Annotated in this window: 13 protein-coding genes; 7 read left to right on the forward strand and 6 right to left on the reverse strand. The window is 58.7% G+C overall.

The window, feature by feature from the left end:
• Window positions 1-24: 24 nt before the first annotated feature.
• The gene (lexA, locus tag AC6I79_RS18395; RefSeq protein WP_031279762.1) at window positions 25-639 is read right to left on the reverse strand and encodes a transcriptional repressor LexA; all 615 of its coding nucleotides are present in this window, start codon (window positions 637-639) and stop codon (window positions 25-27) included.
• 105 nt (window positions 640-744) lie between these two features.
• Window positions 745-1,113, reverse strand: coding sequence for a diacylglycerol kinase (locus AC6I79_RS18400; protein ID WP_058770012.1), 369 nt, complete (start codon window positions 1,111-1,113; stop codon window positions 745-747).
• Between the two features lie 125 nt (window positions 1,114-1,238).
• On the opposite strand from AC6I79_RS18400, the gene plsB reads away from it, so the two are divergent.
• Window positions 1,239-3,662, forward strand: a complete 2,424-nt coding sequence (plsB, locus tag AC6I79_RS18405; protein ID WP_031279763.1) for a glycerol-3-phosphate 1-O-acyltransferase PlsB — start codon at window positions 1,239-1,241, stop codon at window positions 3,660-3,662.
• Between the two features lie 135 nt (window positions 3,663-3,797).
• Here the strand turns inward: plsB and ubiA are convergent, their stop codons facing one another.
• The 4 genes from ubiA to AC6I79_RS18425 form a co-directional block, all read right to left on the reverse strand.
• Entirely contained in the window at window positions 3,798-4,664 is an 867-nt protein-coding gene (ubiA, locus tag AC6I79_RS18410) for a 4-hydroxybenzoate octaprenyltransferase (RefSeq protein WP_201449146.1), read from the reverse strand.
• A 24-nt stretch (window positions 4,665-4,688) separates the two neighbouring features.
• Window positions 4,689-5,207, reverse strand: coding sequence for a chorismate lyase (ubiC, locus tag AC6I79_RS18415; RefSeq protein ID WP_010616617.1), 519 nt, complete (start codon window positions 5,205-5,207; stop codon window positions 4,689-4,691).
• Window positions 5,208-5,299: 92 nt separating this feature from the next.
• Entirely contained in the window at window positions 5,300-5,710 is a 411-nt protein-coding gene (gene psiE, locus AC6I79_RS18420) for a phosphate-starvation-inducible protein PsiE (RefSeq protein ID WP_010616618.1), read from the reverse strand.
• A gap of 70 nt (window positions 5,711-5,780) precedes the next feature.
• Window positions 5,781-6,479, reverse strand: coding sequence for a UTRA domain-containing protein (locus tag AC6I79_RS18425; protein WP_159377389.1), 699 nt, complete (start codon window positions 6,477-6,479; stop codon window positions 5,781-5,783).
• A 226-nt stretch (window positions 6,480-6,705) separates the two neighbouring features.
• Here AC6I79_RS18425 and AC6I79_RS18430 point away from each other — a divergent pair, with 226 nt between their 5' ends.
• The 6 genes from AC6I79_RS18430 to AC6I79_RS18455 all read left to right on the forward strand — a co-directional run bounded on the left by AC6I79_RS18430 (window position 6,706) and on the right by AC6I79_RS18455 (window position 13,085).
• Window positions 6,706-7,767: an ABC transporter substrate-binding protein gene (locus AC6I79_RS18430; RefSeq protein WP_058770009.1), complete on the forward strand. Its 1,062-nt coding sequence runs from the start codon at window positions 6,706-6,708 to the stop codon at window positions 7,765-7,767.
• A gap of 141 nt (window positions 7,768-7,908) precedes the next feature.
• Window positions 7,909-8,718, forward strand: coding sequence for an alkaline phosphatase family protein (locus AC6I79_RS18435; RefSeq protein ID WP_058770008.1), 810 nt, complete (start codon window positions 7,909-7,911; stop codon window positions 8,716-8,718).
• The gene (locus AC6I79_RS18440) at window positions 8,718-9,569 is read left to right on the forward strand and encodes an ABC transporter permease (protein ID WP_021507865.1); all 852 of its coding nucleotides are present in this window, start codon (window positions 8,718-8,720) and stop codon (window positions 9,567-9,569) included. Before AC6I79_RS18435 ends, AC6I79_RS18440 begins: the two co-directional genes overlap by 1 nt.
• A 1-nt stretch (window position 9,570) precedes the next feature.
• Window positions 9,571-10,356, forward strand: coding sequence for an ABC transporter permease (locus AC6I79_RS18445; RefSeq protein ID WP_058757571.1), 786 nt, complete (start codon window positions 9,571-9,573; stop codon window positions 10,354-10,356).
• A 2-nt stretch (window positions 10,357-10,358) separates the two neighbouring features.
• A complete protein-coding gene (locus AC6I79_RS18450) occupies window positions 10,359-11,351 on the forward strand; it encodes an ABC transporter ATP-binding protein (RefSeq protein WP_058770007.1) in 993 nt (330 codons plus the stop codon).
• Window positions 11,352-11,459: 108 nt separating this feature from the next.
• Window positions 11,460-13,085 (forward strand): Na/Pi cotransporter family protein, encoded by a 1,626-nt coding sequence (locus tag AC6I79_RS18455; protein ID WP_058757573.1) that lies wholly within the window; start codon window positions 11,460-11,462, stop codon window positions 13,083-13,085.
• Window positions 13,086-13,143 lie beyond the last annotated feature (58 nt).

Below are 13,143 nucleotides of genomic sequence, written 5' to 3' on the forward strand. Positions count from 1 at the left end.
GCAGCGGGGGAGATCAACCGGGTTTCAGAGCCACTCGCCGTTGCGCACGATGCCAACGGCCAGCCCTTCCACGGTTAGCGACTGTTCACGGGTATCCACAACAATCGGCTGGAAATCATTGTTTTCCGGCAGCAGCTGGACAATCGCGCCCTGCTTCTTCCAGCGTTTCACCGTGACTTCATCATCAATACGCGCAACCACCACCTGGCCATTGCGCACTTCCTGCGTTTTATGCACCGCGAGCAGATCGCCGTCCATAATGCCGATATCTTTCATCGACATACCGCTGACGCGCAGCAGGAAATCGGCAGAGGGTTTGAACAGGTTGGCGTCGACCTGATAGTGGGCTTCAATATGTTCCTGCGCCAGCAGCGGTTCACCGGCGGCGACGCGACCGATCAGTGGCAGCCCTTCACTCGCCTCTTCTTCCATCAGCAGGCGGATACCGCGCGATGCACCGGAGACGATTTCAATGACACCTTTACGCGCCAGCGCTTTCAGGTGCTCTTCAGCAGCGTTAGGCGAGCGGAAGCCCAGTTGCGAAGCAATTTCAGCACGCGTTGGCGGCATGCCGGTCTGATTAATATGGTCGCGAATCAGGTCATAGACCTGTTGCTGCCTGCTGGTTAACGCTTTCATCCCGCCCCCTGGTTGTTTATACAGTCGCTGTGAGTATATACAGGTATTGGCGAAATGAAAACCGAAACAGAGGGAAAAATCAGCGGCTTGATGAATGTGGAATGTTTATCGCAAATGCGACCAAAGCAGCGCGATCCAGACAAACAGAGCCAGTAAGATAGCCAGCAGTACCGCCGCCGAGCCCATGTCTTTGGCGCGTCCCGCCAGCGGATGGCGCTCCTGACCGATACGGTCCACCACGGCTTCGATGGCACTATTAAGGATCTCAACAATGACTATCAGCACCACCGAGCCAATCAGCAACACACGCGTGATGGCATCGACATCCAGCCAGCAGGCGATGGCAACCGCGACCAGTGCGGCAATCGCTTCCTGGCGAAAAGCGGCTTCATGCTGCCAGGCGGCACGCAGCCCCTGCCAGGAATAACCGGCGGCTTTAATGATTCTCAGGAAACCGGTGACGTTATTTGCCATGTTGTGGAACCCTTAACTGTTTTTGACGTCAATGTCTGGGCGCGCGAGGTGGCACAGCCACAGATCTTCGCCGCACTTTCTGGTATGCTTGCCGCGCTTTGCTAACAAGAGGCTTCAAGTTGTCTATGTCAGGTTGGCGTAAACTCTATTACAAATTGTTGAATTTACCACTCTCTATTTTGGTAAAAAGTAAGGTCATTCCGACCGATCCGATCTCGGAACACGGTATCGATCCGACCCGTCCGGTGATGTATGTTTTGCCTTATGATTCAAAGGCGGACCTGCTCACGCTACGCGCACAGTGCCTGAAGCACGATCTGCCGGATCCGCTGGCGCCGCTGGAGATTGACGGCACCCTGCTGCCGCGCCACGTATTTATTCACGATGGGCCACGCGTCTTCCCCTATTTCGTGGCGAACCCGGAGTCGGTCAAGCTGTTCCATGACTACCTCGATCTGCACCGCAACAATGCGGCGCTGGACGTACAGATGCTGCCGGTTTCCGTGATGTTTGGCCGTGCGCCAGGCCGTGAAATTCAGGGCGAACCGACGCCACATCTGCGTATTCTTAACGGCATACAGAAGTTCTTTGCCATCCTGTGGCACGGTCGCGACAGCTTTGTCCGTTTCTCGCCCACGGTTTCGCTGCGTCAGATGGCCACCGAACACGGTACCGATCAGTCGATCGCGCAGAAACTGGCACGTGTCGCGCGCATTCATTTTGCCCGCCAGCGGCTGGCAGCCGTCGGCCCGCGTCTGCCGGCACGCCAGGATCTGTTCAACAAGCTGCTGCAATCCAAAGCGATTGAGAAAGCGGTTGAAGACGAAGCGCGCAGCAAGAAAATTTCGCATGAAAAAGCGCAGCAGAACGCCATCGAAATGATGGAAGAAGTGGCGGCGGATTTCTCGTACGAAGCGATCCGCGTGACTGACCGTGTGATGGGCTGGCTGTGGAGTCGGCTCTATCAGGGCATTAACGTGCACGGCGGCGAACGCGTGCGCCAGCTGGCGCAGGATGGTCACGAAATTGTTTACGTGCCCTGCCACCGCAGCCACATGGATTATCTGCTGCTGTCCTACGTGCTTTATCATCAGGGCCTGGTGCCGCCGCACATTGCTGCCGGTATCAATCTCAACTTCTGGCCAGCCGGACCGATTTTCCGTCGCCTCGGTGCCTTCTTTATTCGTCGTACCTTTAAAGGCAACAAGCTCTACTCCACGGTGTTCCGCGAGTATCTGGGCGAGCTGTTCAGCCGCGGCTATTCGGTTGAGTATTTTGTTGAAGGCGGGCGCTCACGCACTGGCCGTCTGCTCGACCCGAAAACCGGCACGCTGTCGATGACGTTACAGGCGCTGCTGCGCGGCGGCAGCCGTCCTATCACCTTTGTGCCGATCTACATCGGTTATGAGCACGTGATGGAAGTCGGCACTTATGCCAAAGAGCTGCGCGGTGCCGCGAAAGAGAAAGAGGGCTTCATGCAGATGGTGCGCGGCCTGCGCAAGCTGCGTAACCTCGGCCAGGGCTATGTGAACTTCGGTGAGCCGCTGTCGCTGGTTAACTATCTCAACAAACAGGTTCCGGAGTGGCGCGACGCGATTGACCCTATCGATCCTCAGCGTCCGGCGTGGATGACGCCGGTAGTGAACGATATCGCGGCACGTCTGATGGTACGCATCAACGAAGCCGGCGCGGCTAACGCCATGAACCTGTGCGTGACCGCGCTGCTGGCATCGCGCCAGCGCTCGCTGACGCGTGAACAGCTGACGGAACAGCTGGAGTGCTATACCCAGCTGCTGCGCAATGTGCCGTATTCACCCGAGTCAACCGTGCCGGATCTCAGCGCTGAAGCGCTGCTCGATCACGCCATGGGCATGAACAAGTTCGAGACCGAGCAGGACAGTATTGGCGAGATCATCATTCTGCCGCGCGAGCAGGCGGTGCTGATGACCTACTATCGCAACAACATCCACCATATGCTGGTGATGCCGTCGCTGATTGCCGCTATCGTGCAGCAGCATCGGGAGATCAGCGAGGCGGAACTGCTGCGTCAGGTCAGCCTGGTCTATCCGATGCTGAAGAGCGAACTGTTCCTGCGCTGGGACAGTGCCGAGCTGCCGGCCCTGCTGAATGCGCTCTGCGCCGAAATGGCGCGGCAGGGGCTGATCACCGTACAGGAAGGCCAGCTGAAAATGAGTGCGGCACGTTACCGTACGCTGCAGCTGCTGGCGGCCGGGATTCGTGAAACGCTGCAGCGTTTTGCCATTACCTTCGCCATTCTCAGCGCCAAGCCGACCATTAACCGTGGCACGCTGGAGAAAGAGAGCCGCACGCTGGCTCAGCGTCTATCAGTGCTGCACGGTATCAATGCGCCGGAGTTCTTTGATAAGGCGGTCTTTACCGCGCTGGTGCTGTCGCTGCGTGATGAAGGCTATATCAGTGATTCCGGTGATGCGGATGCTGAACGTACCAATATGATGTGGCAGATGCTGGCCGAACTGGTCACCAGCGATGTCCGTCTGACCATTGAGAGTGCCGTGGCGCACGACTAATGGGCGACTGAAAATCGCGGCGCATCTGTAACACGCCAGATTGCGCCGCGGTTTTCGTTGTCAGAATTCAGACGCGGAAAGAACGCGCTTCCCACTGCGACGACCGGCGCGCCGCCGGGGTTAATCACCCCGTCATCAGAACAGCGCAACAAACGGCTGGGTATTGAGCAGCACGCCAATAAACAGCACCAGGCCAACGTAGTTGTTGTTGAGGAATGCCTGGAAGCACAGCTCACGTTCACGCCCGGCGATCAGCTTCTGCTGATGCACAAACAGCCCGCCCGCCAGCAGCAGCGACCAGTAAAACGCACCGTTCAGATGCAGTAAAATGCCCACCAGCGCCATCAGGCCCAGCGCGGCCAGCTGTAACAGCCCGATAATCAGCTTGTCGTAACGCCCGAACAGAATCGCCGTCGATTTCACGCCAATCTTCAGATCGTCGTCGCGGTCAACCATGGCGTACTGGGTGTCATAAGCCACCGTCCAGCAAATATTGGCAAGAAACACCAGCCAGCAGACAAAGGGTAAGGACTCACTAACCGCCGCCCAGCCCATCGGAATCGCCCAGCCAAACGCCGCGCCCAGCACCACCTGCGGCAGATGGGTATAGCGTTTCATAAAGGGATAAACCCACGCCAGCGCCAGCCCGCCAAATGACAGCAGAATGGTCATGCGGTTCATGGTCAGCACCAGCAGGAACGCCAGCAGACCGAGGCCGGCGAACAGCAGTTTCGCCTCTTTCTCCGTTACCGCGCCGCTGGCTAACGGTCGCGCGGCGGTGCGTTTCACGTGGCCGTCGACGTTACGGTCGGCATAATCGTTGATCACGCAGCCCGCCGCACGCATCGCAAACACGCCAAGTACGAACACCACCAGCACCGACAGCGGCGGAATCGCCATGCCGGACAGCCACAGCGCCCACAGTGTCGGCCACAGCAGGAGCAGCGTGCCAATCGGTTTATCAATACGCATCAGGCGACTATAGGCCTGCCATTTGCTCATGGTTAAAGTCTTTTGCACGGGGCGTTATCCTTGCTTCAGCGCGCGGTACAGCGGCGACGCCGGTAAAAACAGTTCAGTTAACAGCAGCGGTTTGCCGGACAGGCGCAGCCGCGAGCGGCGTCCCCACAGGTCATCAATCTGGCCCGGATCGATAAAATCGCGGCTCAGCGTCGAGGAGGAAAACAGGTAGCGTCCCAGCGGTCGCGTGCCGAGATTTTGCAGCATCTGTTCCGGACCGTTCAGCGTGCTCTCCGGCACCACGGTACGGCCAATCAGCCAGGGTTCATTGTCACCGCACAGCACGATTTCACGCAGCCAGAAGCGCGTGTCGGCAGGCAGAAACGCCGCTTCCTGCGGCATCTCATCGGCGGTAATGAACGCTTCCCGCAACAGTTGTACGGTAACCTGCTGGCAGTGCTGCTCAAAGCGGCGCGTCATTGAGTCTTCTTCCAGCAGCCAGTCAAGCAGCGGCGGTGAAAGTAACGGGGAAGAGGCTGGCAGCCAGTGCAGTGCGCGTAACTGGCGCAGCGCGTCATGCGACATCAGGACATCTCCGGTAAAAAAGTTGCCCTAGTGTAGCGCACCGCGCTCAGCGTGACACATCTGCTTGTGCCACGCTGGCGTCGCGGGAGGAGTTACTCACGTTTCAGGCGGTTACTGTTGGCCAGCCACAGCGTCACCACCAGAATCAAAATGGCCGCCGAGTAGCACAACGTATCGAAAGGATTTTTATGGTCGACAATGATCAGACGAATAATCGCCGTGATCCCGATATAGACGAAGTAGCGCAGCGGAAAGTGATAGCCGGACTGAAAGTACTTCACAATCAGCGCGATAAACTCGAAATAGAGAAAGTAGATCACAATGCCTTCGATCAGCAGATATGAGGACGCCTGCTCACCGGTGCTGAACAGCACATTCGCCAGGTGAATGGTCTCTTTACCGAGAAACACCACCAGAATAACGGCCAGAATCACCAGGCCAATGTTCAGTACCCACTGTAATACCGAAGCAATAAGCTGCCCCGCCGCTGGTTTTGTTGTCATTATTTTGCGCCTCAGATGACGAGATTCTTCTGGCGCTATCATGCTGTAATGTGATCTAAATCACAATACATCACACCTCAACATCAACGCACAGCGCGTCATAACGCCAGTACTCGCAGTCGCAGTCAATCACCCGCTTATACTGGTCACGGTTGATACGCGTAATCAGCAGGCCGGGCGTACCGCTCGCCACGTTCAGTGCGGGCGCCGCCCGCGCCGGAAGCGGACCGGGCACAATGGTAAACCGTGCGCCGCCGTAGTGAATGCCGTAGCGCTGGTCATACAGATCGGTCAGCGAGCGGGTGAGATCTTCACGCAGCAGACCGGGAAAGAAGGCCGGATTGAGGTAATGCTCGACGTACAGCACTGCGCGGCCATCTATGCGGCGCAGGCGGCGAATGCGGTACACCTGATCGCCTTCCAGCAGTTGCAGATGACGCGCAATTGCCAGCTGCGCCGGCACCTCGCGCGCCTCCATCACCTCAGTGCTGGCAATGCGCCCCTGCTGCAGCGCCATGGCGTGAAAGTGGCTGTGATGTGCCGGGTTATAGATGAGGCGCGGCGGCGCAATAAACCAGCCGCGCCGCAGTTCGCGGTAGATGACGCCCTGCGCTTCCAACAGGCCAAGCGCTTCACGCAGCGTGATGCGCGTGGTGGAATATTGTTCGCTCAACGCGCGCTCGGCCGGCAATCGTCTGGTGACAAACTCTCCGTTTTCAATCCGTTCGCATAGTGCGGCGGCGATCACATCTGCGGTTTTCGACGACATTTTTTTCAGCCTCATTTTGGGGCAAATCTGCACTATGACAGTTCGATGACTACAATGTGACAAGGCACATCCCACGCTTTAGCGCGCTGTAACCGCATGTGGAACGACGCGCCACATCCCATTTCAACACCCCGGTCATAAAACCTTCATCTATCCGGGCTACATTGGCTCGGTTCTTGCTGGACTAGACCACGACGACCCACAACTTACACCCGGAGCAATCGAGATGAAAGCGTTTATCTCTTCTGTAGTAGCCAGTGCCGTTCTGCTTGCGCTGCCCGCCGCGCATGCCGCCGATAACGATGTTGCCGCGCTGGAAAAAGCCGCGCGCGCTGAAGGCCAGGTGAACAGCGTCGGTATGCCTGACACCTGGGCTAACTGGAAAGATACCTGGAACGATCTCAGCACCAAATACGGTCTGAAGCACAGCGATACCGATATGTCTTCGGCGCAGGAGCTGGCGAAGTTTGCCGCCGAGCAGGATAACGCCAGCGCCGATATCGGCGACGTGGGCGCCGCTTTCGGTCCGATTGCCGTCGCCAAAGGCGTGGCGCAACCCTACAAACCGACGCACTGGGATCAGATTCCGGCATGGGCGAAAGACGCCGATGGCAACTGGATGCTGGCCTACACCGGCACCATCGCTTTCCTGATCGACAAGCAGCAGGTGAAAGACGCACCGCACAGCTGGGCCGATCTGAAAAAAGGTAAGTATGTGGTCACTATCGGCGACGTCGGCACGGCTGCTCAGGCGGCAAACGGCGTCCTCGCCGCCAGCTATGCGCTGGGCGGTGACGAGAAGAACATCAAGCCGGCGCTGGCGTTCTTTGGCGAGCTGGCGAAACAGGGCCGCCTTGGCGTGACCGACCCGGTAATCGCCAACATCGAAAAAGGTGAGATTCAGGTCGCCGTGGTGTGGGACTTCAACGGTCTGAACTACCGCGACCAGATTGATAAAAATCGCTACGAAGTGGTGATTCCGTCGGACGGGTCCGTGACTTCTGGCTACACCACCATTATCAACAAATACGCCCGCCACCCGAACGCGGCGAAGCTGGCGCGTGAATACATTCTGTCGGATGAGGGCCAGATCAACCTGGCGAAAGGCTATGCGCGCCCGATTCGCGCCGAGCATTTAACGCTGCCGGCAGACGTGCAGGCCAAACTGCTGCCGCAGTCGGAATATAAAAATGCCCGTCCGATCAAAGATCAGGCTGCCTGGGATAAGACCTCAAAACTGCTGCCGCGCCTATGGCAGGAGAATGTGGTTATTAACATGAAGCAGTAACGCAGACGTTCTGCCAGTCGCACATACCGTAGCGGCGCGATGTATCGCGCATCCGTTTTCCGGCAATGCGCAATACATTGCGCCGGTACCTATCACCAATTTTTACTGGGTGCGCATTCATGCGCACCTGAGGGAGCGGGGATGAAAACAATCCTGGTGGTACTCGATGGGCTGAGTAATCAGGTGGCGCAGCACGCCATGGGCTATCTGTTTGCCGAATGCAAACAGGGCAACGGCCACTATTACACGCTGACCTGCGAACTGCCGTCGCTGTCGCGTCCGCTGTACGAATGCATTCTGACCGGCATTCCGCCGGTGCGCAGCGGCATCATTCACAACGGCGTCAATCGCCTGAGCAATCAGCGCAGTATCTTCCACTACGCGCGCGACGCCGGACTCACTACCGCCGCTGCCGCTTATCACTGGGTGAGCGAACTGTATAACCGCTCGCCGTTCAACGCCGCGCGCGATCGCCACACTAACGCGCCCGACCTGCCGATCCAGTACGGCCATTTCTACTGGGACGACGGTTACCCCGACTCGCATCTGTTTGAGGATGCCGAAAGCCTGCGCCTGCAGCACGATCCCGATTTCCTGCTGATTCACCCAATGAACATCGACGATGCCGGGCACAAGCACAGCCTGTCATCACCGCAGTACCGTAACCGGGCACGAATGGCGGATGGCTATCTGTCGCAGTGGATGCCCGGCTGGCTGGCCGCCGGTTATCAGGTGATTGTCACCGCCGATCACGGCATGAACGACGATCGCTCGCACGGCGGTATTCTGCCGGAAGAGACGCAGGTGCCGCTGTTTGTTTTTGGCCGCGGCTTCTCGCTGCAGCCCGACCTTGAACCGCAGCAAACCGACCTGTGCGGCACCGTCTGCACCCTGCTCGGCGTCCCGCACGACAAACCGCTGTGTCGTGGTCTGCTGGCGGAGCCGCGCTGATGAAGGGCAAAACCCTGGCCTCGCTGTTGCTGCTGCCGTTCGTGCTGTTCTGGATCGCCTTCCAGCTCGCGCCGCTGCTGTGGATTGCCATCAACAGCTTCTGGAGCGATATCAATGAGCGCTGGGGCATCGATAACTACAGCGATATCCTCACTTCACCGTTCTACCTGCAGGCCTTTCGCCTGTCGCTGGATATTTCACTGTGGTCGAGCGTTTACGGTCTGCTGATCGCGCTGCTTGCCGGTTATTCGCTGCACAAGCTCGGCACCGGGCGTTTTCAGCGCTTTTTGCTGTCGTTCACCAATATGACCAGCAACTTCGCCGGCGTGCCGCTGGCCTTCGCCTTTGTCATCCTGCTCGGACTGAACGGCTGCCTGACGCTGCTGCTGCGCCACTACGGCTGGCTGGACAGCTTTAAGCTGTTTTCGCGCGACGGCATGGTGCTGGTTTACACCTGGTTCCAGATTCCGCTCGGTATTCTGCTGCTCTACCCGGCGTTTGACGGGCTGCGGAAAGACTGGGAAGAGTCGGCGGCACTGCTCGGTGCCAGCCGCTGGCGCTACTGGTGGCACATCGGCCTGCCGATTCTGTTTCCGGCACTGCTCGGCACCTTTGTAATTTTGCTGGCCAACGCGCTGGGCGCCTACGCCACCATTTATGCGCTGACCACCGGCAACTTCAACGTGGTGCCGGTGCGCATCGCCGCGCTGGTGTCAGGCGATATCTCGCTCGATCCCAATACCGGCGGCGCGCTGGCGATGCTGCTGGTGCTGATTATGGCGCTGATTACCGTGGTGCAGCAGTATCTGGTGCGTCGTAGCTATCTGCATGCCCGCGTACAGGAGTCCTGACATGTCTCGCGTCGAAAAACTCTACCATCGCCTGATTGTCTGGCTGCTGCTGATCGTGCTCGCCGCACCGCTGCTGGCGACGCTGCTGTACGGCATCTCCAGTGAGTGGAGCGATACCATTCTGCCGCAGGGCTTTACCCTGAAGTGGCTGACGCAGTTGTGGAGCGATCCGCGCTTCCTCACCGCGCTCGGTCATTCACTGCTGATCTGCGTGGGTGCGCTGCTGTTCTCCCTTCTGCTGGTGCTGCCTGCGATGTTTGTAATCGCTTACTACTATCCAAAACTGGACGCGGTGATGAACGTGCTGATTCTGATGCCGTTTGCCGTGCCGCCGGTGGTCTCGTCGGTCGGGCTGCTGCAGCTCTACTCCTCAGGCCCGCTGATGCTGACCGGCACGCCATGGATTCTCATCGGCTGTTACTTCACCATTGCGTTGCCGTTTATCTACCGCGCCATTGCCAACAACATGCAGGCCATCAACCTGAAAGAGCTGATTGACGCGGCTCATCTGCTGGGCGCCAGCACCTGGCAGGCAGCCCTGTTTGTGGTGCTGCCAAATCTGCGCAAAGGGGTGTTCATTGCCGTGCTGCTCTCCTTCTCCTTTCTGATTGGTGAGTTTGTCTTTGCTAACCTGCTGGTCGGCACCCGCTATGAAACGCTGCAGGTTTATCTCTACAACATGCGCAACGGCAGCGGGCATTTCACCAGCGCGCTGGTGATCTCTTATTTTGCGGTTGTCCTGCTGGTCACCTGGCTGGCCAATGCCCTCAATCCTGAACGAGGCTGACCATGAGTTACCTGAACGTTACCCAACTGAATAAAAGCTACGGCCCGACCACCATTTTTGAAAACATCGATTTCAGCGCCGACGAAGGTGAGTTTGTCACCCTGCTCGGCCCGAGCGGCTGCGGCAAGTCAACGCTGCTGCGCTGCATCGCCGGCCTGACCGATGTCGACAGCGGCACCATTCTGCTGCAGGGCCAGGATCTGGTGCCGCTGCCGCCACAAAAGCGCACCATTGGCATGGTGTTCCAGAGCTATGCGCTGTTTCCCAATATGACGGTGGAGAAGAACGTCGCGTTTGGCCTGAAGATGCAGAAACTGGCCGCCGGTGAGATTCAGCAACGCGTGATGGAAGCGCTGGCGCTGGTGGAGCTGACCGACTTCGCGCGCCGCTATCCGCACCAGCTGTCGGGCGGCCAGTGTCAGCGCGTGGCGCTGGCACGTTCGCTGGTGACGCGGCCGCGTCTGCTGCTGCTGGATGAACCGCTGTCGGCGCTGGACGCCCGCATTCGCCGCCATCTGCGCGAGCAGATTCGCCACATTCAGCAGGAGCTGAAGCTGACCACCATTTTTGTCACCCACGATCAGGAAGAGGCGCTGACGCTGTCGGACCGTATTGTGCTGATGAATCGCGGTCGCATTGTGCAAAACGGCAACGCGGAAACGCTCTATACCCAGCCGGTGGATCTGTTCGCCGCGGGCTTTATTGGCAACTACAACCTGCTGAGTGCCGAACAGGCAACGCAGCTGACCGGTCAGCCGTTCAGCAGCCAGGTGGCGATTCGTCCGGAATCCATCCAGCTGTGCGCACCGCAGGCAGGCATCGCGGCCACCATTCTCAGCCATAGCCTGCTCGGGAACGTGATCCGCTATCGCGTGCTGGCGAATCAGGTCGAGTTGTCGGTGGATGTGCTCAACCGCAGCGTGGCAGATTTACACCCCGCCGGCATGCAGATTGGACTACAGTTAGAGATGTCGACGTTGCGCCAGGTCGCTTAAATTAAACGAAAAATTGGCAACGCAGCGCGACGCAGGTATTTATCGGCTGTGCTTATCGCCAGGCAGGCAGCCGCCTGTTTTCTGCCTGGCGCATAGGAGCCTTTATTCGTGCTAACCCTGCTTAACCTTCTCTCCGCCGTCGCCCTGCTGGTATGGGGCACCCACATTGTCCGCACCGGCGTGATGCGCGTGTACGGTGCCGATCTGCGTCGCGTGTTAAGCCGCAGCGTGGAAAAAAAACCGATGGCGTTTCTTGCCGGGATTGGCGTTACCGCGCTGGTGCAGAGCAGTAACGCCACCACGTTATTAGTCACCTCGTTTGTGGCGCAGAATCTGGTCAGCCTGACGCCCGCGCTGGTGGTGGTGCTGGGAGCCGACGTCGGTACCGCCATCATGGCGCGCATCCTGACCTTCGATCTCTCCTGGCTGTCGCCGCTGTTTATCTTTTTTGGCGTGGTATTTTTCCTCAGCCGCAAACAGACGCGCGCCGGTCAGATCGGACGCGCGGCCATCGGCCTCGGGCTGATTCTGCTGGCGCTGCAGCTGATTGTCGCCGCCGCCAAACCCATTACCCAGGCCGCCGGCGTGCAGGTGCTGTTCTCCACGCTGACCGGCGATATCATGCTGGATGCGCTAATTGGCGCGGTATTCGCCATCATCAGCTACTCCAGCCTGGCTGCGGTGCTGATTACCGCCACGCTGACCGCCACCGGCGTTATCTCGTTCAAAGTGGCGCTGTGTCTGGTGATTGGCGCTAACCTCGGCAGCGGCTTGCTGGCAATGATCAACGCCAGCGGATCGAATGCTGCCGGCAAGCGGGTGGCGCTCGGCAGCCTGTTGTTCAAGCTGATTGGCAGCATCGTTATTTTGCCGTTTGTCGATTACATCGCCGACCTGCTGGATAAGCTGCCGGTTAACGATGAAGAGATGGTGATCTTCTTCCACGTGTTCTACAACCTGGTGCGCTGTCTGGTGATGGTGCCGTTTGCCGAACCGATGGCGCGCCTGTGCCGCCGCATGATCGCCGACGATGCGGAAAACCAGACCCATCTCAAACCTAAACACCTCGACAGCAGCGCGCTGGATACCCCGGCGCTGGCGCTGGCCAACGCGGCGCGGGAGACGCTGCGCATTGGCGATGTGGTGGAGCAGATGCTGGAGAGCTTCAACAAGGTGGTGATGGGCGAACTGCGCGAGGAGCGCGCAGTGCGGCGGCTGGATGATGATGTGGATGTGCTGTACACCGCCATTAAGCTCTATCTGGCGCGCATGCCGAAGGAGGATCTGGCGGAAGAGGATTCACGCCGCTGGGCCGAGGTGATTGAGATGGCGCTGAATCTGGAGCAGGCAGGCGACATTATCGAGCGCATGAGCGCCGACGTGGCGGACAAATCGCTGCAGGCGCGCCGGGCATTTTCGCCGGAAGGGCTGGAGGAGCTGAATTCGCTGCAGGAGCAGGTGTTAAGCAACCTGCGCCTGAGCCTGTCGGTGTTTCTGTCGCACGACGTCAGCAGCGCGAAGCGCCTGCGCCGTGCCAAGCACCGTTTCCGCATCCTGATTCGCCGTTATTCCCACGCCCACGTCGAGCGCCTGCACCGGCAGAATGTGCAAAGCATCGAAACCAGTTCGCTGCATTTAGGTTTGCTGGGAGATATGAAGCGCCTGAATTCGCTGTTCTGCGCGGTGGCGTACACCGTGCTGGACCAGCCGGACGATGAGCGCGAGGTGGATTAATTTTAAGGTCGCCATGAATGGCGACCCTGTAAAACCGACCGGCCGTTGTAGGGTGCGC

The organism is gamma proteobacterium symbiont of Scutellera amethystina (genome assembly GCF_059730845.1).

Bases quoted from the DNA above. Each gene is read 5' to 3' on its own strand.
- AC6I79_RS18445 (WP_058757571.1), top strand. From the start codon at position 9,571: ATGTCTCGCGTCGAAAAACTCTACCATCGCCTGATTGTCTGGCTGCTG.
- AC6I79_RS18400 (WP_058770012.1), bottom strand. From the start codon at position 1,113: ATGGCAAATAACGTCACCGGTTTCCTGAGAATCATTAAAGCCGCCGGT.
- plsB (WP_031279763.1), top strand. From the start codon at position 1,239: ATGTCAGGTTGGCGTAAACTCTATTACAAATTGTTGAATTTACCACTC.
- AC6I79_RS18425 (WP_159377389.1), bottom strand. From the start codon at position 6,479: ATGTCGTCGAAAACCGCAGATGTGATCGCCGCCGCACTATGCGAACGG.
- lexA (WP_031279762.1), bottom strand. From the start codon at position 639: ATGAAAGCGTTAACCAGCAGGCAGCAACAGGTCTATGACCTGATTCGC.
- AC6I79_RS18435 (WP_058770008.1), top strand. From the start codon at position 7,909: ATGAAAACAATCCTGGTGGTACTCGATGGGCTGAGTAATCAGGTGGCG.
- AC6I79_RS18430 (WP_058770009.1), top strand. From the start codon at position 6,706: ATGAAAGCGTTTATCTCTTCTGTAGTAGCCAGTGCCGTTCTGCTTGCG.
- AC6I79_RS18450 (WP_058770007.1), top strand. From the start codon at position 10,359: ATGAGTTACCTGAACGTTACCCAACTGAATAAAAGCTACGGCCCGACC.
- ubiC (WP_010616617.1), bottom strand. From the start codon at position 5,207: ATGTCGCATGACGCGCTGCGCCAGTTACGCGCACTGCACTGGCTGCCA.
- psiE (WP_010616618.1), bottom strand. From the start codon at position 5,710: ATGACAACAAAACCAGCGGCGGGGCAGCTTATTGCTTCGGTATTACAG.
- ubiA (WP_201449146.1), bottom strand. From the start codon at position 4,664: ATGAGCAAATGGCAGGCCTATAGTCGCCTGATGCGTATTGATAAACCG.
- AC6I79_RS18440 (WP_021507865.1), top strand. From the start codon at position 8,718: ATGAAGGGCAAAACCCTGGCCTCGCTGTTGCTGCTGCCGTTCGTGCTG.